Origin of the sequence: Clostridium sp. FP2 (assembly GCF_011065955.2) — a bacterium.
GTDB lineage: Bacteria > Bacillota > Clostridia > Clostridiales > Clostridiaceae > Clostridium_AD > Clostridium_AD tagluense.
In genome coordinates this window covers 365,684-391,287 of the sequence record NZ_JAAMNI020000001.1, presented here as the reverse complement: position 1 = coordinate 391,287, position 25,604 = coordinate 365,684, and the positions used below count along the sequence as shown (strand labels likewise).

25 protein-coding genes are annotated in these 25,604 nt (G+C 30.6%); 2 read left to right on the top strand and 23 right to left on the bottom strand.

Translation table 11 applies throughout. The annotated features are described in order from the left end of the window. Entirely contained in the window at positions 1 to 585 is a 585-nt protein-coding gene (locus G9F71_RS01855) for a thymidine kinase (RefSeq protein ID WP_164950396.1), read from the bottom strand. Between the two features lie 172 nt (positions 586 to 757). Here G9F71_RS01855 and rpmE point away from each other — a divergent pair, with 172 nt between their 5' ends. Beyond that, positions 758 to 985 (top strand): 50S ribosomal protein L31, encoded by a 228-nt coding sequence (gene rpmE, locus G9F71_RS01850; protein WP_124997079.1) that lies wholly within the window; start codon positions 758 to 760, stop codon positions 983 to 985. A gap of 48 nt (positions 986 to 1,033) precedes the next feature. Here rpmE and rho read toward each other — a convergent pair whose 3' ends face one another. The 18 genes from rho to G9F71_RS01760 all read right to left on the bottom strand — a co-directional run bounded on the left by rho (position 1,034) and on the right by G9F71_RS01760 (position 21,048). Continuing rightward, positions 1,034 to 2,506 (bottom strand): transcription termination factor Rho, encoded by a 1,473-nt coding sequence (gene rho, locus G9F71_RS01845; RefSeq protein WP_124997077.1) that lies wholly within the window; start codon positions 2,504 to 2,506, stop codon positions 1,034 to 1,036. Positions 2,507 to 2,759: 253 nt separating this feature from the next. Further along, complete coding sequence (locus G9F71_RS01840; RefSeq protein WP_124997075.1) at positions 2,760 to 3,104, bottom strand: hypothetical protein; 345 nt, start codon at positions 3,102 to 3,104, stop codon at positions 2,760 to 2,762. A 312-nt stretch (positions 3,105 to 3,416) separates the two neighbouring features. Continuing rightward, positions 3,417 to 5,021 carry a CTP synthase gene (locus G9F71_RS01835; RefSeq protein ID WP_164950395.1) on the bottom strand — a complete coding sequence of 535 codons (1,605 nt, stop codon included), beginning with the start codon at positions 5,019 to 5,021 and terminating at the stop codon, positions 3,417 to 3,419. Positions 5,022 to 5,422: 401 nt separating this feature from the next. Then, complete coding sequence (locus G9F71_RS01830) at positions 5,423 to 5,842, bottom strand: DUF1934 domain-containing protein (RefSeq protein ID WP_164950394.1); 420 nt, start codon at positions 5,840 to 5,842, stop codon at positions 5,423 to 5,425. 14 nt (positions 5,843 to 5,856) lie between these two features. Then, a complete protein-coding gene (locus G9F71_RS01825; protein WP_164950393.1) occupies positions 5,857 to 6,840 on the bottom strand; it encodes a tRNA 4-thiouridine(8) synthase ThiI in 984 nt (327 codons plus the stop codon). Between the two features lie 37 nt (positions 6,841 to 6,877). Continuing rightward, positions 6,878 to 7,909 (bottom strand): D-alanine--D-alanine ligase family protein, encoded by a 1,032-nt coding sequence (locus tag G9F71_RS01820; RefSeq protein ID WP_124997065.1) that lies wholly within the window; start codon positions 7,907 to 7,909, stop codon positions 6,878 to 6,880. A 275-nt stretch (positions 7,910 to 8,184) separates the two neighbouring features. Beyond that, complete coding sequence (gene ypeB, locus G9F71_RS01815; protein WP_164950392.1) at positions 8,185 to 9,555, bottom strand: germination protein YpeB; 1,371 nt, start codon at positions 9,553 to 9,555, stop codon at positions 8,185 to 8,187. A 79-nt stretch (positions 9,556 to 9,634) separates the two neighbouring features. After that, positions 9,635 to 10,264, bottom strand: coding sequence for a stage II sporulation protein R (gene spoIIR, locus G9F71_RS01810; protein WP_164950391.1), 630 nt, complete (start codon positions 10,262 to 10,264; stop codon positions 9,635 to 9,637). 60 nt (positions 10,265 to 10,324) lie between these two features. Continuing rightward, positions 10,325 to 11,500 carry a Ger(x)C family spore germination protein gene (locus G9F71_RS01805; protein WP_164950390.1) on the bottom strand — a complete coding sequence of 392 codons (1,176 nt, stop codon included), beginning with the start codon at positions 11,498 to 11,500 and terminating at the stop codon, positions 10,325 to 10,327. Next, entirely contained in the window at positions 11,490 to 12,605 is a 1,116-nt protein-coding gene (locus G9F71_RS01800; RefSeq protein WP_164950389.1) for a GerAB/ArcD/ProY family transporter, read from the bottom strand. The genes G9F71_RS01805 and G9F71_RS01800 overlap by 11 nt, the downstream gene beginning before the upstream one ends. 33 nt (positions 12,606 to 12,638) lie before the next feature. Then, entirely contained in the window at positions 12,639 to 14,099 is a 1,461-nt protein-coding gene (locus G9F71_RS01795; protein ID WP_164950388.1) for a spore germination protein, read from the bottom strand. Between the two features lie 41 nt (positions 14,100 to 14,140). After that, positions 14,141 to 14,332: a CLC_0170 family protein gene (locus tag G9F71_RS01790; protein ID WP_124997053.1), complete on the bottom strand. Its 192-nt coding sequence runs from the start codon at positions 14,330 to 14,332 to the stop codon at positions 14,141 to 14,143. Between the two features lie 275 nt (positions 14,333 to 14,607). Next, the gene (gene ispE / locus G9F71_RS01785; protein ID WP_164950387.1) at positions 14,608 to 15,450 is read right to left on the bottom strand and encodes a 4-(cytidine 5'-diphospho)-2-C-methyl-D-erythritol kinase; all 843 of its coding nucleotides are present in this window, start codon (positions 15,448 to 15,450) and stop codon (positions 14,608 to 14,610) included. A 244-nt stretch (positions 15,451 to 15,694) separates the two neighbouring features. Further along, entirely contained in the window at positions 15,695 to 17,257 is a 1,563-nt protein-coding gene (locus G9F71_RS01780; protein WP_164950386.1) for an SPOCS domain-containing protein, read from the bottom strand. A 272-nt stretch (positions 17,258 to 17,529) separates the two neighbouring features. Further along, positions 17,530 to 17,787: a Veg family protein gene (locus tag G9F71_RS01775; RefSeq protein WP_124997047.1), complete on the bottom strand. Its 258-nt coding sequence runs from the start codon at positions 17,785 to 17,787 to the stop codon at positions 17,530 to 17,532. Between the two features lie 314 nt (positions 17,788 to 18,101). Further along, positions 18,102 to 19,016 carry a sporulation peptidase YabG gene (gene yabG / locus G9F71_RS01770; protein ID WP_164950385.1) on the bottom strand — a complete coding sequence of 305 codons (915 nt, stop codon included), beginning with the start codon at positions 19,014 to 19,016 and terminating at the stop codon, positions 18,102 to 18,104. A gap of 112 nt (positions 19,017 to 19,128) precedes the next feature. Further along, positions 19,129 to 19,875 (bottom strand): DUF975 family protein, encoded by a 747-nt coding sequence (locus tag G9F71_RS01765; RefSeq protein ID WP_164950384.1) that lies wholly within the window; start codon positions 19,873 to 19,875, stop codon positions 19,129 to 19,131. Positions 19,876 to 20,043: 168 nt separating this feature from the next. Further along, on the bottom strand, positions 20,044 to 21,048 hold the full coding sequence (locus G9F71_RS01760; protein ID WP_164950450.1) for a CotS family spore coat protein: 1,005 nt from the start codon (positions 21,046 to 21,048) through the stop codon (positions 20,044 to 20,046). Between the two features lie 142 nt (positions 21,049 to 21,190). Between G9F71_RS01760 and G9F71_RS01755 the strand changes: the two genes are divergently transcribed. Beyond that, entirely contained in the window at positions 21,191 to 22,318 is a 1,128-nt protein-coding gene (locus G9F71_RS01755) for a glycosyltransferase family 4 protein (RefSeq protein WP_164950383.1), read from the top strand. Between the two features lie 76 nt (positions 22,319 to 22,394). Here G9F71_RS01755 and G9F71_RS01750 read toward each other — a convergent pair whose 3' ends face one another. The 4 genes from G9F71_RS01750 to G9F71_RS01735 form a co-directional block, all read right to left on the bottom strand. Next, a complete protein-coding gene (locus tag G9F71_RS01750; RefSeq protein WP_164950382.1) occupies positions 22,395 to 23,450 on the bottom strand; it encodes a CotS family spore coat protein in 1,056 nt (351 codons plus the stop codon). An 87-nt stretch (positions 23,451 to 23,537) separates the two neighbouring features. Next, on the bottom strand, positions 23,538 to 24,302 hold the full coding sequence (locus G9F71_RS01745) for a spore coat protein (protein WP_164950381.1): 765 nt from the start codon (positions 24,300 to 24,302) through the stop codon (positions 23,538 to 23,540). Between the two features lie 49 nt (positions 24,303 to 24,351). After that, the gene (locus tag G9F71_RS01740; RefSeq protein WP_124997035.1) at positions 24,352 to 24,570 is read right to left on the bottom strand and encodes a hypothetical protein; all 219 of its coding nucleotides are present in this window, start codon (positions 24,568 to 24,570) and stop codon (positions 24,352 to 24,354) included. Between the two features lie 4 nt (positions 24,571 to 24,574). Continuing rightward, positions 24,575 to 25,585 (bottom strand): CotS family spore coat protein, encoded by a 1,011-nt coding sequence (locus G9F71_RS01735; RefSeq protein ID WP_164950380.1) that lies wholly within the window; start codon positions 25,583 to 25,585, stop codon positions 24,575 to 24,577. Between the last annotated feature and the right edge of the window lie 19 nt (positions 25,586 to 25,604).

Sequence of the window (25,604 nt, the reverse complement as noted above, 5' to 3'; positions counted from 1 at the left end):
TTACACCCCTTCTCTAGGAACAATATGGCACTTTCTACAACGCGCCTCATAGGATTCTGTAGCTCCAATTAATACAATGGGATCCTCATATTTAGCTGGCTTTCCATTAATCAAACGTTGGGTTCTAGTGGCAGGATTACCGCACACCACGCAAATAGCCTGAATTTTATCCACAAATTCTGCTACAGCAAGAAGTACAGGTATAGGCCCAAAAGGCTCTCCTCTAAAATCCATATCTAATCCTGCGCATATAACTCTTTTATTATTATCAGCGAGTGTAGTAATTACATCAATTATACCTTTATCAAAAAATTGAATCTCATCGATAGCAACAACTTGTGTATCTTCATGTAATAGAGCCAGTAACTCTGCACTATCCTTAACTGGAACAGCCTCTTCCTTCTCTCCACAGTGAGACACCACGTCTACCTTGCTATATCTATTATCAATTTCCGGTTTGAAAACTTGTAATTTTTGTTTTGCAATTTTTGTTCTTCTTATCCTACGTATAAGTTCTTCAGACTTCCCACTATACATAGGTCCTATAATTACTTCCACCCAACCATGGTTTTTTGGTCCATACATACTTTTACCTCCAATATTATAAAAAAACTCACTACATGTATTTTATCAAATATACACTATATAATAAAGTCAAATTTAATTTTATTCTTATTGACTTAATAATCAATTATATGATAAACTTGAGTAGTTGACAATACGGGTATATATCTATTTTTTGAAAGAGGTGAAAAATATGCAAGAAGGAATACATCCAGAATACCATAAAGACACAGTTGTTAAATGTGCATGTGGAAACACTTTTATTACAGGATCTACTAAACAAGAACTTAAAGTAGACGTATGTTCTAACTGCCATCCATTCTACACTGGAAAGCAAAAGAATATTGATGCTGGTGGAAGAGTAGACAGATTCATGAAGAAATTCAACATAAAAAACGAAGTAGAAACTGACGCAGAATAATATATTAATGGAAAAGATTTAATTATCTTTTCCATTTTTTTATTTATATTATCTAGCTAATACTTCAAAGTTCTTATTTAACATTTCTAAAAATTCCTTATTATTCTTAGTGGTGGATATTAAATTCAGGAGTTTTTCTGTTACTCCCATAGCATTACCTTCTCTATACATTATCTTTCTTAAATTATATATAGTTTCCATTTCAATTTTAGTAAGCAATAAGTCTTCTCTTCTTGTTCCTGACTTATAAATGTCTATAGCTGGGAATATTCTTCTTTCTTGAAGCTTTCTATCTAAATGAACTTCCATATTACCTGTTCCCTTAAATTCCTCAAAAATCATATCATCCATTCTACTTCCTGTTTCTACTAATGCAGTAGCAAGAATTGTTAAGCTTCCACCCTCTTCAATATTTCTAGCCGCTCCAAAAAATTTCTTTGGCATCAAAAGTGCACTAGGGTCAAGTCCACCGGATAGTGTTCTTCCTGAAGGCGTTACAGTTAAATTATAAGCTCTAGAAAGTCTAGTTAAACTGTCTAATAGAATAACTACATCTTGGCCTTGTTCTACCATTCTTTTAGCTCTTTCAAGTACCATATAAGCAACTTTTGTATGGTGATCTGGTTCTTCATCAAAAGTTGAATAAATAACTTCGCCTTTAATAGATCTCTGCATATCCGTAACTTCTTCCGGTCTTTCATCTATTAAAACAACAATTAATTTTACTTCTGGGTGATTTATAGAAATACTGTTAGCGATTTTTTTAAGAAGTGTTGTTTTTCCTGCTTTTGGTTGTGCTACAATTATACCTCTCTGACCTTTACCTATAGGAGAAATAATATCCATCATTCTCGAAGACAAGTCAGTTGGAGTGGTTTCTAATGTCAACCTTTCTGTTGGGTAAATAGGAGTTAACTTTTCAAAAGGTCTTCTACCTACAGCTCTATCTGGATTTTCTCCATTTACTCCCTGTACATACAATAGCGCTTTAAATTTTTCTCCCTCTTTAGGTGTTCTTACTTTACCTTCTACCTCATCACCTGTTTGCAAATTAAATCTTCTAATTTGAGATGGCGAAACATAAATATCATCCTGCCCTGATAAATAATTATGCCCTCTTAAAAAACCATAACTATTATTTTCAATTATTTCTAGAACTCCTCTTGCTGACCCTGATTCATTTATCATTTCCTGTAACTTTTCTTTTTTATTTTCATTTTGATTTTTAAAACCAGTATCAATGTCTTCATTATCAGGAGTTTTCTCAGTTTGAATTGGATTATTTGGGACTTGCGCCTCTGAATTTTCTATAATAATATTATCTTGAACTTTAGAAGTGATTTTAGGACTTATCTTTTCTTTTAAAATAACTCCGTCTCTTTGCAATGAAACTGGCGTCATCTTCTTTATTTCCTCTATTAGCTCACTCTTTTTAAGTTTAGAAATGTTTTTAACACCAAGCTCTTTGCAGTGTTCCCGCAGCTCAACTACTGTCATATTTTCAAAATCTTTGTTTATCAAAAATCTGCACCTCCGAAGGGTATATTATATATAATATCTATTTAATAAATATCATGGGAATTAAAAACGTATTTACTATCCAATGAATTTTTTGAAATGATATACTTTTTTAAGTATATCCTATTTTAAAACTTTAATCCACTATATTAAATCATAACCTGCACAGCTGTTCATCTTCTTCGAAGCTGCAATATTAGTGATTCCAGAAGGAGATTTAGACTTCTTCTAAGGTTTGTGTCTTTTTTAATTTATCTTATATCATAGCATAAATCTTCTCTGTAATCTGTTTATGTTCATTTACTTTTTTTATAACTTTTTCATTCTTGCCAATGAAAAATATAGGCAATGCTAATTGCTCACATCCACCAATGACCATATTAGTTTTTAAAAGTTCATTAATATTATAATGATATGAATGATACTCATTGCATAGGCAGCATTTAACATCAATTAATATTTCATTTCCTTTATGCAATTTAACATATAGACATGGAAATTTAGTCCTCATACTCTCTATTTCAAATATTGTCAGTTCTTCCACCTTATATTGACCATTAGAATCCTTTAAAGCTATAGCAATATTCGTATCGAGTATCAATTATTCCACCTCCATATTTTATTATCTTGTGAAAATATATTTTTCAAAAAACAATTATCAAAAGTAAAATCATTTTTCACAATAATATTCTTTAATGATTAAATTCTATAAATTTTATGAAATTCCTGCTTAATTTTAATTGAAATTATTGGTAATATTTTCTTTGTACCTACTCCTCTACCATTTAAAGGTCACCATAGAGCTTCTTCATGTAAAAACCTAAGATTCTATAAAACTCACTATTTTTTTATTATAAAAATATCCTATAGATTAGACTTTTTCATTGTCCACTCTATAGGATACATTTTAATACTATTTTTTATATTCTAATGATGCCTTAATAAACTCTTTAAATAATGCATGTGGTTTATTAGGTCTAGATTTAAGTTCCGGATGAAACTGAACTCCAACAAACCAAGGATGATCTTTTATTTCAACTATTTCTACTAATCTTTCATCAGGGCTTGTTCCCGTAATCAAAAGTCCTGCATCAGTTAATGCTTTTCTGTATTGATTATTAAATTCATATCTATGTCTATGTCTTTCATATATTACTTCATCATTGTAGGCTTCATGAGCATTAGAGTCTTTTGTTAATTTACACGGATATAATCCTAGTCTCATGGTGCCACCTTTTTCATCTATATCCTTTTGATCCGGCATTAAATCTATTACTGGATACTTCGTATCCCCATCAAGTTCTGAACTATTTGCGGTTTTGAGTCCTACCACATTTCTTGCATATTCTATAGCAGCACATTGCATACCAAGGCATATCCCGAAAAATGGTACTTTGTTTTCTCTAGCATATCTTGTAGCTTCTATTTTTCCTTCTATTCCTCTGTCACCAAATCCTCCTGGAACCAATATACCATCAGCATCCCCTAATATTTCGCTGACATTTTCTGAAGTTACATCGCTTGCATTTACCCATTTAATCTCCACTTTAGAATCATTATAAAGCCCTCCATGGCTCAATGCCTCAACAACAGAAATATACGCATCATGAAGTTCTACATACTTTCCAACTAGTGCTATTTTTACATTTCCGGACAGATTTTTTAATCTATTTACCATGTAAATCCATGCAGCATTATCTATTTCACCACAATCTAGTTTTAATTTTTTACATACTAGAGTATCTAAGCCTTCTTTGTGGAGCATAAGTGGTACTTCATATAAGTTCTCAGCATCCAAATTTTGAATTACGCTGTCTGCTTCTAAATTACAGAACAGCCCGATTTTGGCCTTCATATCATCAGATATTTCCTTCTCAGAGCGGCATACTATAATGTCTGGTTGAATTCCTATGCTTCTAAGTTCTTTTACAGAATGTTGAGTTGGCTTAGTTTTAAGTTCTCCTGCCATCTTTAAATATGGCACTAACGTAACATGTATAAAACAAACATTCTCTATTCCTACTTCATATTTAACCTGTCTTATAGCCTCTAAAAATGGTAGTGACTCAATATCTCCAACCGTTCCACCAATTTCAGTTATAACCACATCTACATCTTTTTCTTTAGCTACTCTATAGACTCTTTCTTTAATCTCATTAGTTATATGAGGTATTACTTGTACTGTACCACCTAAATAATCGCCCCTTCTCTCTTTTGATATAACTGACCAATAGACTTTTCCTGTAGTTACATTACTACTCTTACTTAAATTTTCATCAATAAATCTTTCATAATGCCCTAAATCCAAATCTGTTTCTGCTCCATCATCTGTAACAAAAACTTCTCCATGTTGATATGGACTCATGGTGCCTGGATCTACATTTAAATATGGGTCAAATTTTTGAATAGAAACCTTTAATCCTCTATTCTTTAAAAGCCTACCAAGGGACGCTGCTGTTATTCCTTTTCCTAGAGATGAGACTACCCCACCTGTTACAAATATGTACTTAGTATTCATAATTATTCCTCCTATGCTTTATTATCCACTTTATTTATATGTTTTTATTTACTCTAATAATGTCTTTAGAAAATTCATACTAACTTTTTTTAAAAATAGCTTGACAGATGTTCTTTATAACCCTATAATAGAAATTACCCTATAAATACAATCGTAAAGTAAACTGGTATATTTGTTTTCAAAAACAATAATAATATCTTATCACACTTTTTTATCATTAACCAGTGTTTTTTTTGGTTTTCTTTTTTTTGGAGAATTTTATTATATAAAATTTTATTACAAAACAAATAAAAGCTATGAAATTAAGGTGTTTATCCTATATTTCATAGCTTTTTTCATTTGAAATTTATATTTTATAAAATCACACAACCCGAACTTTTGAAACAGCCTCTTAATTACTATTATGCTTTAATATTAATTTTTAAAGTTGTACTTAAAGTTTGTTGATTTCCTATTATCATATCATAATCTATAAATACATCTCCACCATTATTATCCACGTTCATCTTTAACTCCCTAGTATCTACAGTTAGGTCTAACGCGCCATGGGGCGTATTGTATAAAGTTAGATCTCTTCCATATTTTTTAAATTTCATTTCTGTATTCGTAGTTCCAGTTCTAATAAGGGTAAAATGTTCTTCATCAATTTTTAATGTAGTAGTAGTTCCCTTCATCCCTGAAATTTCTGTCTCTTCGTATACAGCATAATAACAATTATCTTTTTTGTAAAATTCACCAGGTGTCACTACTTCAATAGCATCTCCATCTTCTTCACTGTCAGATTGCTTGCTAACAATTGAAATTACTGCATTTGTCTTCATAAGCTTACTCCTCACTAATTTAAAATATATTTATTTATTTCTTCCTCTGTTGCTGGCGCTATCTCTATAGATTCATCTAGGGGGTTACCATATTTGCCATACTTAACAGATACAATTTTTTCATCCTTACCCTTACAATATCTTCCTGAAATCTTAGCTGCAAACTCAATGTCTTCATTTGTTGCTTCACCAATTATAGCAATAGTCGAGCCATTATAATCCCTAGTTTGGAATATTAAATCTTCCGGCCTTAAAAGCGGTTTTATTAATTCTCCCTCTTCCTGCGTTCTCGTAGATATAATTTTAGCATCTTTAGATAACCTAAAATGTCTTCCTATTTTTAACAAGTCTAGATCTATTTTAGAAGTATCCTCTTTATGCTCTATGAGTTCCCTAAGTCTTACAGAATAATTAGGTTCCGTAAGTTTACACCCACCAGCTGGCGATGGATAATCTTTAATACCCCACTTTTCCGCTAGTTCCATTTGGACTTTTCTATTCCTTCCACTTATATCCAAAAGAGCCTCTCTATCTATTAAGCCATCTAACTCCATTTCAGTTGGTTTCAAATTCTTAGCACATAAGGGCCTTAGAATTTTATGTCCTATTCCACATTCATTTTTCACTATGTCTAAAGCTGACCTATTTTGAGACATAGGTCTTTGATTTAAAACTTCTCCTGTTATGATGAAGTCTGCATGAAATTTCTCTAATAGTTCTCCACAACGTCTCATCATCATAGCATGGCAGTCGATACAAGGATTCATATTTTTACCATGTCCATGTTTTGGATTCTTTACCATTTCAAAATGTTCTTCTGAAAAGTCCACAACCACTAAGGGTATATCTATTTGTTTAACAATTTTCAATGCATTTTCCTCATTAAAAAAGTATGATTTAAAGCATATTCCTATAACTTCTATGCCCTGATCTTTTACAAGTTTTGCTGCGAGTATACTATCCAGACCTCCAGAAACCATAGCTAAAGCTGTTGTCATAAAACTCCTCCTCTAATCATTAGATTTTATAAAAATATTATTTATTATTTCTTTCTATAGCCAGCTCAATAAGTTCATCAATAAGTTTCCCATAAGTTTTTCCTGTAGCTTGCCACATTTTAGGGTACATACTTATTTTAGTAAAACCCGGTATAGTATTAACTTCATTTAGATAAACCTCTTCCGTTTCTTTATCTACTAGAAAATCCACTCTTGCCATGCCGGCGCAATCTAGTATTGTATAAATTTTCACGGCCTCTTCTCTAATTGTTTGTAGCTTAGCTTCACTAAGTGCTGCCGGTATTAAAAGTTTAGATGCTTCACTTTTATATTTAGCTTCATAATCATAAAATTCTTTGGCTGGGATTACTTCTCCTGGCATAGATGCTTCTGGATAATCATTTCCCAGTACAGCCACCTCAATTTCCCTAGCATTTATAGCCTGTTCAACTAAAACTTTTCTATCGTATTTTAGCGCTTCTTCTAATCCGAGTATTAGTTCCTCTCTATTATGTGCTTTTGTTATACCAACAGATGAGCCGCCATTAGCTGGTTTAATAAATACGCAATAGCCCAATTTTTTTTCTATTGTTTCTACTAATATATCTTTATTTTCAGCATATTCATGGGTATTAATTACCACATAATCAGCTTGCTTTATATTAAAGTTTTCCAATAAGTATTTTGTATATATTTTATCCATGCAAATAGCAGAAGACATTACCCCAGGACCCACACAAGGAATATTTAATAATTTACACATACCTTGAATTGTACCATCTTCTCCAAAGAGTCCATGCAATAACGGAAAAACTACATCTACTTCTTTATTAAATAAAAACTTTTGCCCCTGTGGCACTTTAAAAAATTGGTCCTTTTCCCATTCTCCGCTTTCTATATTATCTAATTTTCCGGTATATTGAAACCATAACCCATCCTTAGTTATTCCAATAGGGTATATATCATATTTTGTTTGATCAATGTTTTTCAATACTGATGTTGCTGATGCTCTAGAAACCTCGTGTTCAGTGGACTGTCCACCAAATAATACCGCTATTTTCTTTTTCATTTTTCATCTCTCCTCACAACCATAATAACTAGTTTATGAATAATAAAAACATAAGTTTACTAAATAAATTTATCATCATATTATATCATTTATATTACTTTGTATTTTAATTTCTAAAATTTATTTCTCAATTTTAAACAGCCTCCATAATGACACCACTACAAATTATAATGGTAAATCTAAAATAATTCAATAGAAAAGAGGATATATGTGCACTTAATGCAATATATCCTCTCTTACGTAAGGTAGCCTTTGCAATGTCTTAGCCCTTACGGCTAAATAGTTAATTTTCCATTAGGAGTATCTATTATTTCCATTATTCTTTGCTCATACCCAGTATCAGCATTAATATATACTATAAAGTTTTTCTCCTTATATGAGCCTAAAAATTCATAGCACAAAACCTCTTTATTCATTTCAGTAGGTATAATAGCTAAGCTTATTTTACTTATTTTCAGACGCTTTCCAACTCTTTCCTGCGCTTTTACCGCAGTTATTTTTGGCACATTTATTTGTCTCTTTTCAACATGAGATACCAAAAATTTTTCAGATTCAATTCCTATAATACTACCATCATCTAGTGCAATCTTAAGCTTTACTTGATCTGGATAAATAGCCACTTCTCCTTGTTTATATACATAGCTTACTACTGCTGTGTTTTCATAATTTAAGGTATACGTAGGTTCCATATTTTTATATCCTATTTTTCCAATAAATTCACTTCCACCCTTTATTGCCTTTTTAATATCTATTGTTGCCTTTCCTATAGACCTATTATCTAACAAATATAATATTCTACTTCCATTTTTACTTACTTCTATTACTGTTTTAGGCTCCCCTTTAGCTCTCCCTTTAAATGTTACGTGAAAGGTGTAGGAGGGTATTTTAGTTTTCCCTTGTACTTGTTTATTTTCTATGCTTTCTATTTTATCTTCGCCAAATATATTTTTTATTGTTTTAACTGCATCACTTTGACTTACCTCTTTTTGAGATATTATCTTAGGCTTTATTTCTAAGGTATTATCAGAAAAAGGCCCATCATAAATTAATGCTGGATATTGAACTACTTGTTTTTGTATTCCCTTGAATTTCTCATTCACAAGGTCATCCCCTACTTTTGCAAATACGGAAGTACTTTTTTTTCTAATCTCTCCCCATTTCACTTTACCCTCATTTATATCAGATAGCACTGAATTTAATTGCTCCTGAAGTGTATATGATTGCATTTCTAATTGGTCAATTAACTCATATTGCTTAGCACTCAAGTCCTTTCCTTCTGATGTTGCCTTTGCTAAACTATAGCAGAAATCCCCTACTTGAGTTAAAAATTTACTAGTGTCGCCAACAACTGATTGTTCTATTGGCAAGGAATGCAATTTATCGTTTGCAGTATCCGAGTGTCTAAAAATTTCTTCAAAAACTACTATACTTTGTTCTCTAGAACCAACAATAGCAGCTTTACCTAGATTTACTCTTATGTTTTGTACAGAGCTAATAAGTTCATACATATTTTTACTATACTGTCCTTGAAGATAATTTCTATAATCTAGCCTCTCTAAAAACATTAGTATAGCAAAAGTAGTTGAAAATACAACAATTATAGTTACCGCACTTGTATACAATATTCTTTTCTTTAGCATTTTCATATATTTTCCTCCTGGAATTCCTCACTAGTAAACACCAATTACGACTTGGTATCTAGCAGTAGTTTTCTATATATTTTATTCAACTAAATAATTTATCAAAAATTTCTACTAATTTAAATTTCGCAACTATTTTATTATTACTTGCAGTATTATTCACCAAGTTATATTCATCATCTGATAATACTTGTTTCATTTCACTCTCAGTTTTATCATAAGATACATTTCCTTTTGTAATATCTACAAAACATAATGGCGGAAACATAACGCACCACCAGTTTTGACCGCTACCGCTTCCAATAATTATTCTATAAGCCTCATATTTTCCTTGAGGCAGCGTTATATTTCCATAAGTTTTAATTGGAAAATTTTCCTGTGACAAAGTTGTAGCTACTGAATATTTGAAACCATTTTTATTTATAACGCCTTGAGCAATTTTTTTAATATTTTCATCTTCATTATTTATAATTTTTCTTGATTGTTCTATATTTTTGCAATCCACAAGTTTTGGTGATATATATTTTAAAACAGAATCCCTTACTTTTAATTTTAACCCTTGATCTATTTTATCATCACTATTAGCAATTACGTGAAACCTTATAAGTTTACCAGCAATATCGCTTTGAGTAGCTTTCGTAGCTACGTTACTTCCACTTAAAAATATTGATATTATAATAATTATGGTAATGCTTGTTAATATAAATTTTTTCATGGTTATCCCCCCTGTATAAAATATTTATATTAGAATTATTACCACATTATGTAATTATATTCACTGAACCGCTCCGATTCTTCTTATTTCAGTATTAACATTAACCTTGACTATTGCATTTTTATATCTCCCCTTCCAATCCTTTTCTATCTTATTCCATAAAGAAGGTTTAAACTTTTCAATATGCTCCCGTACGCCAAAGGGATCTATTTCAAATTCCTCTTTAGCAACCTTCATAATTTTTTCACACTCTACACTAATGGAGTCATTAAAAGTATTCTGTAGCCTTTGCAATTCCTCTTTTCCCAGTATTTTTTTATCTACATAATACCCATTTATCTGACCCTCAAGTCCTAAATCAATATTAATGACTAACTTATCTCCTTCTTCCTCCACCCTCATTTTCCTTTCATACCCATTGATTACATAATCAACAGGATGACCATCAATGTAAATAACTTTTTTGCCAGTGTTAAATTTACCACTTAGAAGTTGTATGTCCATTAGTTCTAAGGGATTAAAATATCCTTTTAATTCATAGTTGTTAATTATAGCCGCACCAGTTAAAATCAATTCATTTTTTTCCTTTTCTAAAGTTATTCTAGGTAATAATGCATTCCCATTTTCACTTAAAAGAATAAGGAACTCATTTAAATTTATGCTCATAATCCTTGAGTTTCTTTTACTATTAGCCATAAGTCCAGATATATAATATTGGGTACTGTTTTCTGTCATAGGTTTGAATTTTATATAGTCTTCAGCTTTGCCGTCTGAGACAACAATATCCATCATCCTATTTATATTAGGATTTCTTTGCAGATAATCTACTACCTCTTTTACAGTATCTTTGTATTCTAATAAATTACTACTTAATATAAGTAACTTAGTATGACCCATATATATATCTCTACTGCTTTTAGCCATAGCTTCTGATGATGCATCTTCCATAGAGTAAGCCTGCGTATTAATATATTTCTCCTGTGCACTTCCACCTTTTCCAGCCCCTAGCATACTCATATCTGGAAATCCATAAGTTACATTGATTTTTTTAATCTGCCCCTCAGCAAAGGGCTCTTTTGGGTTAATGCTTTTTAATTCCTTTTCTTTACCAATATCTTGTCCTGGGTCAATAGCTATAGTAGATATGAAATTGAGCCTATCTATTTCTACTTTATCCCAACATCCGCTAAGTAAAACGCAGCTTAGGATAATGGGTAAAGCCATCTTAAATTTCATCTGTACTTTTCCACCTCCCTTTACCTTTAATTTTGCCCATGAGCAGTATAAGTATGGGTAAAATCACAAAAACAAATATAGAAGTGTATATAATTGGAGTGGTTTTGTATTGCAATGTATAAACTTCTGCTATATTTTCTGGATATAATGCTACGACATAAATAATAGGCATAATTAAAAGTGAAGATATTTTAATATCTTTCAATTTAAATACGTTTTTTACAATCTCACTGGAAAAGAAGTATGTGTTAATAAAGGTAGTGAAATAAAAAAGTATCCAAAGCGCCATTACTATTCCTTCCCAACGCTCTATAAATGTTCCTGGTATATATAAAGATCTGATCATAGAAATAGTTGGCCATAATAAAATTCTACTCTGTGCTTTAGATAAAATAGCTAAAACAAGTATCATTACAATTGCATAAAAAATCGATACGAACATAATACCCTTTCTTAGGATACGGAGTGAATTTTTCTTATTCTTAACGTAAGGAAGAATAAGATAGGCTATCTCAAATCCCCCAAAACAGAATATTGCATATCTAGAAGCACTAAAGTAATTGGAAGGTTTATTGTTAAGTACTGGTAATAAATTTGTAAAGTCCGCATTTATAGCGATAAGTATGAACACTACAAAAGTTGGGAGGAAAATAATCCAGAAGGAAATTTCATTAAACTTAACTAAATCACCTATTTCGCCTCTAACTAAATAGGTACCTGCTAAAATCGTGGTAATTAAAATAAATTCTGAAGGTGTCTGCCTTAATAAAAATAGTCTAATTACTTCAACAAATTCCCTCATCCCAAGAGACACAATAAATATACTATAAATCGCAAAAATAATAGCAAATGCTCCTCCAAGGAATCTACCAAAATTATTCTGCAATATGTTTGTAAGATCTTCAAAATCATTTTTTTTCATAACCAGGTATATAAGATATAGTAATAAAAAAATTACTATTCCTGAGGTTAAAATAACTATCCAGGCGTCACTACCTACTTTATCTGTGACTTCCTTTGGGCAAGAAAATATCCCTATACCTACCATTGCCACCACTACAGTAGTAAATAAAGCGAAATCTCCAATTATTTTTTTATCTTTCATAATACTTCACCTCCACATAAAAGATGATACAAATTATTTTTGTCTTATCTTATCTCCCGTTTTCATATATTTAGGCCTTTCTTTTAGCTTGGATATTGGTGCCCTAATATACATATCTTTTAAATCCGCAATACTCGTATCTACTGTTGGTGCTAAATAAGGTATTCCAAAACTCTTCATTCTAACTAAATGAATGAGAAGTATAATGAGCCCCATCACTATCCCATAAAAGCCTACAATTGCCGAAGCGATAATAAGGAGAATTCGTACAAGTCTAAAAGCCGCAGTAACTTCATAATTAGGAGTTACAAATGTAGTAATAGCAGTAATTGCCACAATAATTATCATAATGGGACTAGCTATTCCTGCACTCACTGCAGATTGACCTATAACAAGTCCTCCTACAATACCAATAGTCGCTCCAATAGGCTTTGGTAATCTAACCACAGCCTCCATAAGAAGAGCTAAAAATAATTCCATAATTATAGCTTCTACAAATGCAGGAAATGGCACTCCTTCTCTAGAAGCTGCTATAGCATAGGCTAATTTAGTAGGTATTATATCTGTATGAAAAGAGGTAATTGCTACATAAAGTGCCGGTGCCATAAGAGATGTAAATATAGAAAGCATCCTAATAAATCTAACCATAGAGCTATGCATCCACCTTTGGTAATAATCATCTGGAGATTGAAATAAATTAGGTAAAGTAGTTGGGACAATAATTACAAAGGGAGAATTATCTACAACTAGCGCTACCCTACCTTCGTACAGCGCTGCCGCTACTACATCTGGCCTCTCTGTACTTTGTATTTGAGGAAAGGGAGAATATTTATTATCCTCTATTAGCTGCTCAATATAGGCAGAATCAAAAACTGCATCAATGTTTATTTTATCTACCCTACGATTTAACTCTTCTAGTACTTCTTTATTTACTATATCGTCAATATACATAATGGCTACGTCGGTTTTTGATCTAGCTCCTATAGCTTTAGGTTTAACTCTTAACCTGGTATCTCTAATTCGTCTTCTTATTAAAGCAGTATTAAATCTTACAGTTTCTGTAAATCCATCTCGTGCTCCTCTAATTACAGTTTCACCAGATGGATCACCTACCCCCCGAGCGGGCCAAAAACGCGTTGCAATAACATAGGCACAATTTAACTCATCTATAAACATTAATGTATCCCCGGAAAGTGCTGCATTAACTCCTTCACTTAATTTTTTGACTTCGTGCATATCAGTAACTGAAAGTATATTGTCTTTTATTTGCTTGGTTTTTTCTATTCCCTTTGAACATAACATTAATGGTTCTAAAACATAGTGGTCTAATAGAAGTTTATCTGCCATTCCATCAATATAAACTATAGCTGCCTTCCAATCTCCCACATTGAAAGTTCTAAAAATCACATCAGAGTTATCCTTCAAAAGTTCTTTTAAATACTCTATGTTTTTTTCAGCTTCAAGCTGAATTTCATCATCAATCATCTCTTTCATATTGCTTCACCTCCTTATATATATGTATAAATTCACATAAATTAAAATATGAACCTCAGTGTAAATAGAATTATAGCTATGATAATTGCGAGTAAGCCTAAGGTACGTGCTTTTTTACTGGTAATATCATCACCAGATTTTTTAAAATTTCTTGCATCCACAGAAAGTACAACTGAACCTTGTAACACCATCATTATTAAAAAATATACATCAAATAAGTTTAAGATTCTCATTATTTTTCTCCCTCTTTTAGTATAATTAGCAAAAAAATAAATTATAAAACTTTATATGTAAGCAAGCTACTTTTACTTTGTTTAAACTAGTTTTAACGACACTTGCAGAAAATATTCACTTAGTCACGGAAAATAAATAACAAGACAATATACTAATACACTGTCTTGTTATTTAAATCTAGCTTATTGTTCGCCCATACTGGTCTAACCACATAAAAACGTGAAAAAACCACAAAGGCTTTTCCACGTTCTTATATTTCACTATAAAATTAATTCTAAATGGTTCTTGTTATATATACTTCTTTATATTGAGCTTTAAATTTATCATAACATCTTTGAGCTTTTAACATATCATCAAAAAAAGCAAATATTGTAGGTCCACTTCCACTCATCATTGCACCCATTGCCCCCATTCTAATCATATCTTCTTTTATTCTTTTGAGAACTGGATATTTTCTTAGGGTAACATTTTCAAGTAAATTTTTCATATTGTTGCATACATCTTGTAATTTTTCTTCTTCCATAGCTTTTATTAAGGCCTCTGTATCTGGATGCTTAAAGATTTTACTAATATCTAAGTTTTTGTAAACCTCTTTAGTTGATACCCCAAAATTAGGCTTAACTAACACTAAAATTTGATTTTTAAAAGGGGCGAGTGGAGTAATAATATCTCCTATACCTTCGCACAGTGCAGTCCCCCCTATTATACAATAAGGGACGTCTGCGCCTATTTTTACCCCTAAATTCATAAGTTCATTGTCGTCTATATCCATTTCGAATAACTCTTTCAATGTTTTAAAAACAGCCGCTGCATCTGTACTCCCACCTGCCATACCAGCAGCGACTGGAATATTTTTCTTGAGATATATATTTACACCTTCGCTAATATTATAAGTTTCCATAAAAAGTTTTGCAGCTTTATATACTAAATTCTTCTCATCTGTAGGTATGTAAGGTTTATTACAACTTATATTAATACCTTTATTGCATTTTTGAAAGGACATAGAATCATATAAATCTACATTTTGCATAATCATTTTGAGCAAATGATATCCATCTTCTCTTTTACCTACTATATCTAAAGATATATTTATTTTCCCATAAGCTTTTACTAACATGATTTTCCTCCAACTCTTTATTGTGAATCCACTAAAGCCTCTTAATTAATTAATAATTGTTTATTCCTCACTAGGAATTCATAGACTTATATAAGATTAGCCTTCTCTTGTGAAATTTTGTTAATGAAATTAGTATATTACAACAAATTTAATATTGCTACATATAATTTAAAATAATGCATATGTAAAATAAATAACAAGTCAAATATACTAGTATAATGACTTGTTATTTATTAAAATTTGTTTATATAATTATTCTACCTGGTATCATAAGTTTTTGTGAAACTTTTATAACATTAGGATCTTCTATCCCGTTAACTCTTGCAACTTCTTGCATTGTAGTATTATATTTTTTAGCAATTTTCCATAAGGTGTCCCCAGATTGAACTACATAAATGGTAATACTAGCTTTTTTCTTAGGCACTTCTCCCTCCATTGGATAAACGTCAACTAAAAATTTCTTTTGCACCATGTAATTTACTCTTGCATATACTTTAACTACAGCTCTAATTGCTATATTTCCAACCTCAATATCTGCATTTATATTTTCTAGAGAAACCTTACACACACTGCTCATATTTATCTTAGTTCCTAATATCTCAGCCCCACAGGTAAACGGAATCTCCTCAGAAACCGAAGAAAGGTATTTTTCTTCATCATCGCTTCTATATAATACGGTTACATTCATTATACCCTCAATTATAACCTTATCCTCAATGACTTTTTTGTCTGTTACACAAACGCTAGCATTACACATAATAACCTTGCTTGGTTTTGCCATAGTATTATTTAATTCTATATCTCCCTTAACTAAGGTCTCAGTTAATAATTGCCCTTGCATTACATTAAGTCCATAATCTTTTTTATCCATCTCAAGCTTTGTAGTTGGTGAATAAACATCTTCAATCATATCCACTTCTTCTTTGTGCACAGCCCTGGTATTAGTTTTTATCAAAAACTCTACATCAATAATCCTTTTTTCTCCTAAATCATCTTCCTTAATGTCAAATCCCATAGCATCCACCCTAAAGTCTGTATAATTTTCCATATAAGGGCTTACATCTTGGAAATCCAGCTCTTTATTTAGCATAACTTCCTGCTCAATATAAAATAATTCCCTACTATCTCTTCCCTTATACATTATATTAATACATGCAAAAGCATTAATTTGAATTTTTCCATCATACAGTTTTACTTCTTTTTTGTGAACATTAACATCACATTTTATAACTTTAACAATTTCCGGTTTATCATTTGGAACTTTTATATTTGCTTTACCAATAAGCTCTCCATTAAAACTCTTTGTAACTTTATCTATGCTGGCTGGATTTTTTAAATATTGAACATCCTTTACAGCTTCAATATCTTTAACTATTTGAAAACTAAAACTTTTATACACTTCAGATTTTAACTTCAAAATACCTTCTAGACATATTTTTCTCTCATTAACTATCCTACACTCCATATGTTCTACAAAACACTCAGCATCACAAAGCATTTCAGGCCTCGCACCCATTAAATCTATTGTATTTGAAAATTTGGAACTATATACTACATTTTCCACATCACTACGTTCTTGATCTTTTGAAATATAAAGTACATTATATTGAAGTTGCCCTTCTAAGTATACCTTATCTTCAATTATTTCTTTAGAATTTATAATGGCTTTAACGTCTAACATAAGAATTTCTCTAACGTCTGGATGAGTATCTGGTATTACATATTCTTCTTTTACTACTGTATCAGCAGTATTTTCTCCTAGCAGTTGTTCATACTCTATATTTTCTCTTATTAAATTTATCTCCATGCTATGCCTCCTCATATTTCTATTGTGGCAACACTTATGAATTGTTACCCTCTTAAAATACCTACTATAATATATATATAGAAGTAGTGAATAAAATATGATATTCAATGTTTTTATTCGTATTTCAAAATTCATCATAATTTTACATTTAAATAAAAAAAAGCACATATCATGTAAAATATATTCCATTATTAATAACGAAATATATTCTATATAATATGTGCCAGGCTAATTTATAATTGTAAAAAACGATACCAAGGTACAGTATCGTTTTATCCTGCAAAAACTATTTGAACTGTTTTTGTCAAAACATCTGAATAACTGTATGTCACGGTTCTGTGGGTGTCATTTTCTAATCTAATAACAAAAATACTTGCATATGTCTTTTCAATAACTCCATTATCTACAAGAATTTTTCGTCTTCCACCATTAGCTTTTAATGTTACTCTTTCGCCTACATGACTTTCAATTTCATCTTTTATTGAAGTCAATACATTTATCTGTTCCAAGTAAACACCTTCTCTCCACATCTTATATTATACAGGGTATTTTTATATTTGTCAAGCAAACTTATTATTTTATCACTAATATAACAATTTTGTCAATGTTAATTATATGTTAACAAAGTACACCTTTATAGATTATTCTACAGAGAATTGAGTTTTCTCTGTTTTATGGAGCTTAACATTATAAGATACTAATATATTTTAAATACTAATCTTTCTAGTATCTCCTTTAATTATATATATATTCAGTTTTATAAACAAAGCTCCCATACAAAATATGGGAGACCATTTAGGTACTTAAAATAATATACATATATTATTTTAAGATTTATTGCTATCTAAATATACTGAGACTTAGGAAATCCCTCTCTATACTTACCTCTAGTTTGTAATCCTCCTATACCTTTTAGTCCTGTTATAGTGTTCTGTATAACGTCTTCTATGGCTACAACATTTTCTATATTTGTATATGCTATCTTCTCAGCTACTAGAACAGGATCCAAGCAATGAATTAAGACACGATTCGGAGATGAAGCAAAATTAGCACCCGCATCTAAAATTGACTCATAACAAGATTGACATGCTCCTGCAAATATAACTAAATCATCATAGTTACTATTATAAGATCTAAGAGCTATAACAGACTCTACAAAATACTTTGAATTTCTGTAACTATTTAAATTTATATAATCAGTTACTCCCTTTATCATACCATCATGGCCCGTAATTACTACTATATCTGGTTTAATTTCTTTTACTAAATTTACTATTTCATTTGGCTGGTTCTTTTCTGATATTACTCTTCCTACAGCGTTTAAAGACAACTGCTTATATGTTTTTAGGCAAACCTCTAGATATTCTGCATCCCCATCAACATGTAGTATTTTCCCTGGTCTCCCAAAGACCATTTCTTTATTTTTATATTCTTTGTATTCCTTGTATTTTTCTTGTTTTAACTGCAGATCTTTAATTTTCCCGTTAATATCTATAGCCGATCCTCTAGCCCCTTTAATCCTGCTCATTAATATTTTTTTAATAGTTGCATTTACTTTTTTATTAAAGACCTTATCAATTTCACCAACGTTGTCTTCTGATACTAATTGTAAATCTTCACTTAAAGAATCTGCTTCAATTCTTAAATTTATTCCCTTAAGTAAATACACATCCGCATTATTTACAAACATAATGTCTATTATTTTAAATGTAATGTCTCCACCATATGATTTTCTTACTACAATATCCCCTATTTTCACAATATCATCTCCATATTAAGCTTGTAATATATATTATGAAAATATAGTTAATAGGTGAAAGTTAAAAAAAATTTCTCCATTTATTAAACTACCGGAGAAACTTTTATTGAATCTATTCGATACTATTTAACTTATAGTTTTCACCAGTACCTGCATATTCTGAATTATCATTAGAAGCATCCTTTAAATCTTGATAAAAACCTGCTAAGGATGTTTGTAAATAGGGTTTAAGCCATATAAACCCTATGCCTAAAGTTAACAAACAAAATATAAACCACCCTAAAAAGCTTAAATATAAACTAAATAGCTTCCCTTTTTGTCCATCCATCATATCTTTGCTACGGTTTATAGCATCCATAGCGCTCAATTCCGGATTGTCTATTAATATATAGTATGCCATTGCATAACTTAAGCTAACAACTATTCCAGGTATTATAAGCAGTAAAGTCCATAGCAATATAAATATACCCATTAATAAATTCAACAAAAATGTTTCAAAAAAATATTTAAAACCCATAAAAACATCTTGAACTTTAGGATTAGTATTACGTATTAAATTTAGAAAAAATCTTGAAACCCCAAAAGATATGGGACCTCCTATAATTATTGATATAAGTATTCCTAATTTCTGAATATCCCCGTTATTTCTTGTCGTCCAATATTCAAATATTCCATGTATAGGATTATTAATAACACCAGTTACTCTTTCTTTAATCTGAGGATCCTGTGTAAGCATTTCTGTTAAAACCCAGGCTAACATACAGACTAATATAGCTACAATCCAATTACCTGACAAATTTTCCCTTGCTTCTCGACGTATTTCCTTATTGCTTTTTAATTTTGAAGAATAGGTGTACATGTATATTCCCCCTTGCGTTATTTTTTTATTATTTACCTTAAATGGCAATCTATACTATTAAATGTGATTGTATAATACCTTATACTATTTGTCAATTTTTCTTTCATAAAATAATAATGCCATGTAAATAATTTATTTACATGACATTATTACATAATGCTAAATGTACTACTTTTGATTGAAGACTTTCTTATATTCTTCAATAAATGCCATACACTTTTCTTTTTCAGAAATTAACTCCTCCATCTTCTTGTTAAAGGTATTTTGAATCCAGGTAACTTCATTATAATAATATCTATTACAAAGCCTCCAGTAACGTTGTGGAAATACCAAAAATGCATATATAAGCCTATACTCTTCTTCTAACAGAGGATTTACACTACTATATGCCTGGAGTATTATTTCAGCATATTTTATGTCCCAATCCTGCTTTTTAAGCACTTTAATTAAAAAATTAGATAAATCAAATGCTTTCACTTCTCTTTTGCAGTAATCAAAGTCAATTATGTTGACATCATTATTTTTATCAAAAATAATATTGTGATGTGTATAATCATGGTGGCAAAACCCTTTTTCTTCTTCCGTTTGCCTGCATATATCGAAGTACATGGAATCATCGAGTATTGCCATAGCTCTTTTTCCGAGTTCTTTTTGAGCATCCACACTCTTAATATAATTAATATCAAAATCAGTTTTTAAATTCTTCTTTTTTCTAATCATGTCTTTCATTTTATCAAAGGACTTTATTCTTTTTTCCATTAAATGAGGCCATCTTCCAAGATCCGTTTTTAGCTTACTATTTTCTGGTGGTTCATATCCCTTAGATGCAATATGCATATATGCTAACTGTTTCGCTGCGAAAGTTAAATCCTCCTCATCGTGGAAATCACATTCACGACCATCTATCCATGAGGATAGTGTATAAATATCTTCATTAACTAAGGCATAAGGATTTCCTTCAGTATTTAAAAAATATCTGTCCAACTTATCAAATCCATTATTTACAAGATGTTCTTTAGCTCCATATACAAACAAAAGTTTTTGTGTTCCATAATTGATTTTCTTTAGACATTTAGCTCCATCATCCGTCTTTAGCAAATATACTCCCTTGTTGGGACGTATACTTTCTATTTTAATACCATATTGTCTTTCAATTTCAAATTCCCTCATCATGTTACTCATCCCCTCCCCTTATAATTTATATTACTAATATTTTTTTTTAGAATATATTCTTACATGTTTTAATAACATTTATGATTTCTTTTAATATAATAAAGTATATTCATATATCAATCAGTATTTAAGGAGTCTTAAAATGAAAATTGGAATTGATGCAAGAGCTGCAAAATGGTATAGGGGAACTGGTATAGGAACTTATTGTTACCAACTAATTCACTCTTTAAATAAAATAGACAATTATAATGATTATTCGCTTTTTGTACCAAAGGATTGTATGCTTGACATACCTTTTAGGGAAAATTTTCACATAAGAAACATTAAACAAGAAAATCAAAATAACTTCTGGAATGAGGTGAATATTCCTAACCCATTAATAGACAAAAACATGGACATATACCACGTTCCTCAAAATGGTATTGGGTTACCTTCAGATAAAGACTGTCCCTTTGTTATTACACTACATGATGTTATACCCTATAAAATGCCAGATACAGTTGGAGAGCAATATTTAAAAATTTTCAACGAAAAATTACCCAATATTATCTCCCTATGCGATGGAATAATTACCGTGTCTGAATATTCAAAGCAAGATATTGCTTCTGCCTTTAACTTTCCAAAAGAAAAAATATATGTTACTTATTTAGCTAGTGAAGATATTTATAAACCCTATGATAAAACTCTTAGTAAATCTATTATTGAGAAAAATTATTCTATATCAGGAGATTATATTCTATATATTGGAGGATTTAGTCCTAGAAAGAATATTCTTGGATTACTAGAATCTTTTAGCCTACTCCTACCAAAATTAAAAAAAGATATGAAACTCGTCATTGCAGGTAGTAAAGGTAAATCCTACGATATGTATAAAAAAAGAGCAGAAGAGCTGCATATTGAAAATAGCGTTATTTTCCCAGGGTTTATATCTATGGATCATATCCCCTTTATATACAATGCTTGCCAGCTCTTTGTATATCCTTCTTTTTATGAAGGTTTTGGATTACCACCAATTGAAGCAATGGCATGCGGCGTCCCTGTAATTGCCTCAAATGTTACTTCAATTCCTGAAATAGTTAAAGATTCAACTCTGCTTGTAAATCCATATGATATTGTTGACTTAAGTGAAAAAATGTATAATGTGCTTCTTGATAATGACTTAAAAAAATCTCTTATAAGTAAAGGTTTAAAAAGAGCCTCGACTCTAACTTGGGAACATACTGCCACCGATACTCTAAAAGCATATAGAAATATATTATTAAATAAATAACATTGTTAGGCATCTTCATAAAACAACTAATATGAACCCCCCTATACTGTATTCAGCACTATAGGGGGGTTCTTAGCTAACAATTATAATGATTTTTAAACGTCTCTAAAAACTCTTCTCTATTTTCTCTATACTCCACCTTGCTTTTTAATCTGCTTAAAAACACCTCTTCACTCCACTGTTTTTTCCTTGTATAATAATCTCTTGCTATACTGTAAAAATCCTCTGGGAAGCTAAGCATACCATACAATACCTCTAGTTCCCGATGTTCTAATGGATTTACTGATGTATACTCATTTAAAATGCTATGGCATTTTTCTATATCATAAGCGAAATTTTTAATGGCTTTATTTATAAAATTACAAATATCATGTACCTTTAAATCTACCACTGCATAATCAAAGTCTAAGAAATATACTTGCTGCACATTAATCAAAATATTATGGTGAGCTAAGTCATGGTGACAGAATACAATTTTATCTTTCTCCTTGCACAAATTGTAATATTCGGAATGTTCCAATATTTTTATACTTTGTAATATATTCTCCTCATAATATTTTTCATTGTCTAAAAATATATAATCAAATTCATTTTTATTTTCGTATAGAGTTGCTATACTTTTAAAAAACCTAAGCTCCCCTAATTTTTTATTAAAATTTTGTATTATCTTGCCAGATAAATACCGCTTTTGATTTTTTACTAATAGCATTTTGAATGCCTCTTCATTAATAAGCCCCTCCGACGCTCTGTGAAGCTGAGCTAATGCCCTAGATGTTAACATAACATCTACTGGATTGCTATACTCACACTCCCTCCCCTCCACTAAATTCATGATACAATATATATCATCTTTCCAAAGAACATATATATTATTATTTTTGGCCTTTTCAAATTCAATAATTCTATTAAAATTATTACTTTTGATATACTCAATGCCATAATTAATAAATTCAAGTAGAGAAACGCTGTAGCTCACCTTTTTTAAGACCTTATCACCTTTATCCGTATTAAGTATAAATACTTTCCTTACTGGAATAACATCACTCACCAATAAATCGAATTCACTAAATAAATTTACATCTAAATCATATTTACTTAAATAAGTTTTATCTTTATATCTAACGTCTAACATATTCTCACCTCTTCAACTCGTGCCTATTGCAGCTATTATCACCTTCGAATCTGCAATGTTTTGTTTTTTTATTATGACCTTTTTAATTTAAAATAAGGAATCTCCATCTTGAATTAAGGCTTTTAAAAGCTTTTTAGAAAACCTATCCTCATAATCCTTATTTTTACCTTCTCTATATTTATTGCAACATTTCATAAATTCATGCGGATAAGAAACTAAGGCTATTAGAAATTCGGAACTACTTGTATCTAATCCTTCTATATAGCAGAATTCGTTAGCAAGTCTTTGGAAATCAAGTTGCGCTCCCTTTCTTCTTAATTTACTTAGCAAAATGAAACAATCCATTTCCACCATGTTATAACTACAATGTTCGAAATTAACCACGTAAGTATAATTCTCCTTTTGCAGGTTTTGAAAATCTGTATTGCCGAGGCATACTTCATTTCTTTTCATACTTCTTGATATAATCCCTATATAATCTGTTTGATATACTGCTCTTATACAGGCCTGCCCTCTTTTTACAGCTCCTTCTCCATATTCAATAATTAACTCTTCAAAGGGATTTTTGGGTTCATCTCTTTTAATGTTATTTATATCAGAAACCAGCTTTTTAATATAAATTTTATATTCTTCTATTATTTTTCCTGTATTATTATTTAACCTATTCCTGAGATATCCATTAAAGCCCCAAGATTTTTGATGAAAATCATAAATAGCATCAAACTGCTTTATTACTAAGTCTTCAGTTATGTCTACATCTATATTTTTATATTTAAAATCAGTTGTTTGTACATTTTTAATACCTTTAAACAGCATATAGTCTGAAAAATCATTATAGATGCTTATTGCCACTGGCACCACCTCTAATTAGATCTATTAATTGCTCTACAATATCCAAATACTATCTATTCTTTTTATAGTTTTTGTCCATCTTCTTTAATATTTCTTTTTGCTCAAATTCTAATTCTCTAAGTTTCTTTTGTCTTTTTTTTATTTTTTTAAGTTTTTTAACCTCCTCCTCCATCCTCTCAAGCCTCATATCATATTCCTCTACAGTGGATTCCTGTGGATCAATGATTTCACTTTCTTCCATGTACATATCATCTTTGTTTTTCCCCACAATACTACCTCCCATAATTTATTTTTCTTAATTTTTCAATAAAAATTTGCCTATCCATCCTATCTTCATTAATCTTTTCAAGTTTCTTTAAGAAAAATTCTTCTCCCCAGTCCTTTTTCTCCCAATAATACTGAATTCCTGTTTGCCAATATTCCTGAGGAAATTCCATAAATGCTGCCATTACATCTATGTCACTTTTATATATTGAATTTGTAGCATTATACTCATCCATTATAAAAAGTGCATTCTCCAGGCTCCATTTGCCATTTTTCATTCTCCTTATAAGCAGGCTACTTAAATCATGTAAATGAGTGTCTAATATACAATAATCAAAATCGATAATGTTCACATCTCCATTTTTTTCTATTAACACGTTATGATGAGCATAATCATGGTGGCATAATCCCCTATGTTTAATTTCCTCTTTCATTTTATCTATATATTCACTTTTACATAAATTATAGATGGCCCTACTGCTCCGTGCTAGTTCTTCCTCCATTATTATTAAATAATTTTTATCAAATTCCGTAATGCACTCTTTTTCATTTATTCTTCTTTTGAAATCTAATATTTCTTTTTGTCTGGTTTTAAAAGTTTCTATCCATTTAAGCCACCCTATCCTTGGTTTCATGTCAGGTGTTACTTTGAAATTCAAACTTTTTTTATGCAACTGCGCAAGCTTTGAGGTACATAATTTTATTTCTACTGGATTATCATAATTGCATTCCCTTGCGTTTAGCCAAGGTGTTAAATAAGCATATTTTTTTTCAAGGCCAATATACTCTTTGTTAGAAATAGTCTCAATAATTTGAGGTATTTTTTGAAAACCATTGCCTTGTAAATGTTTTATTGCACCAATAATAAATAAAAAATGCTTAAAGTCATAATTAATGATTTTCAAGCAATACATCTTATTTTCAGTTTCTATTCTGTAAACATTTTTTATTTTCTCTATATCATTAATACAAAGAGAATAATTGTCTTTTACTAAATCCTTTAATTCCTGGATTTCCAAATGCCTGCCTCCGCAATAT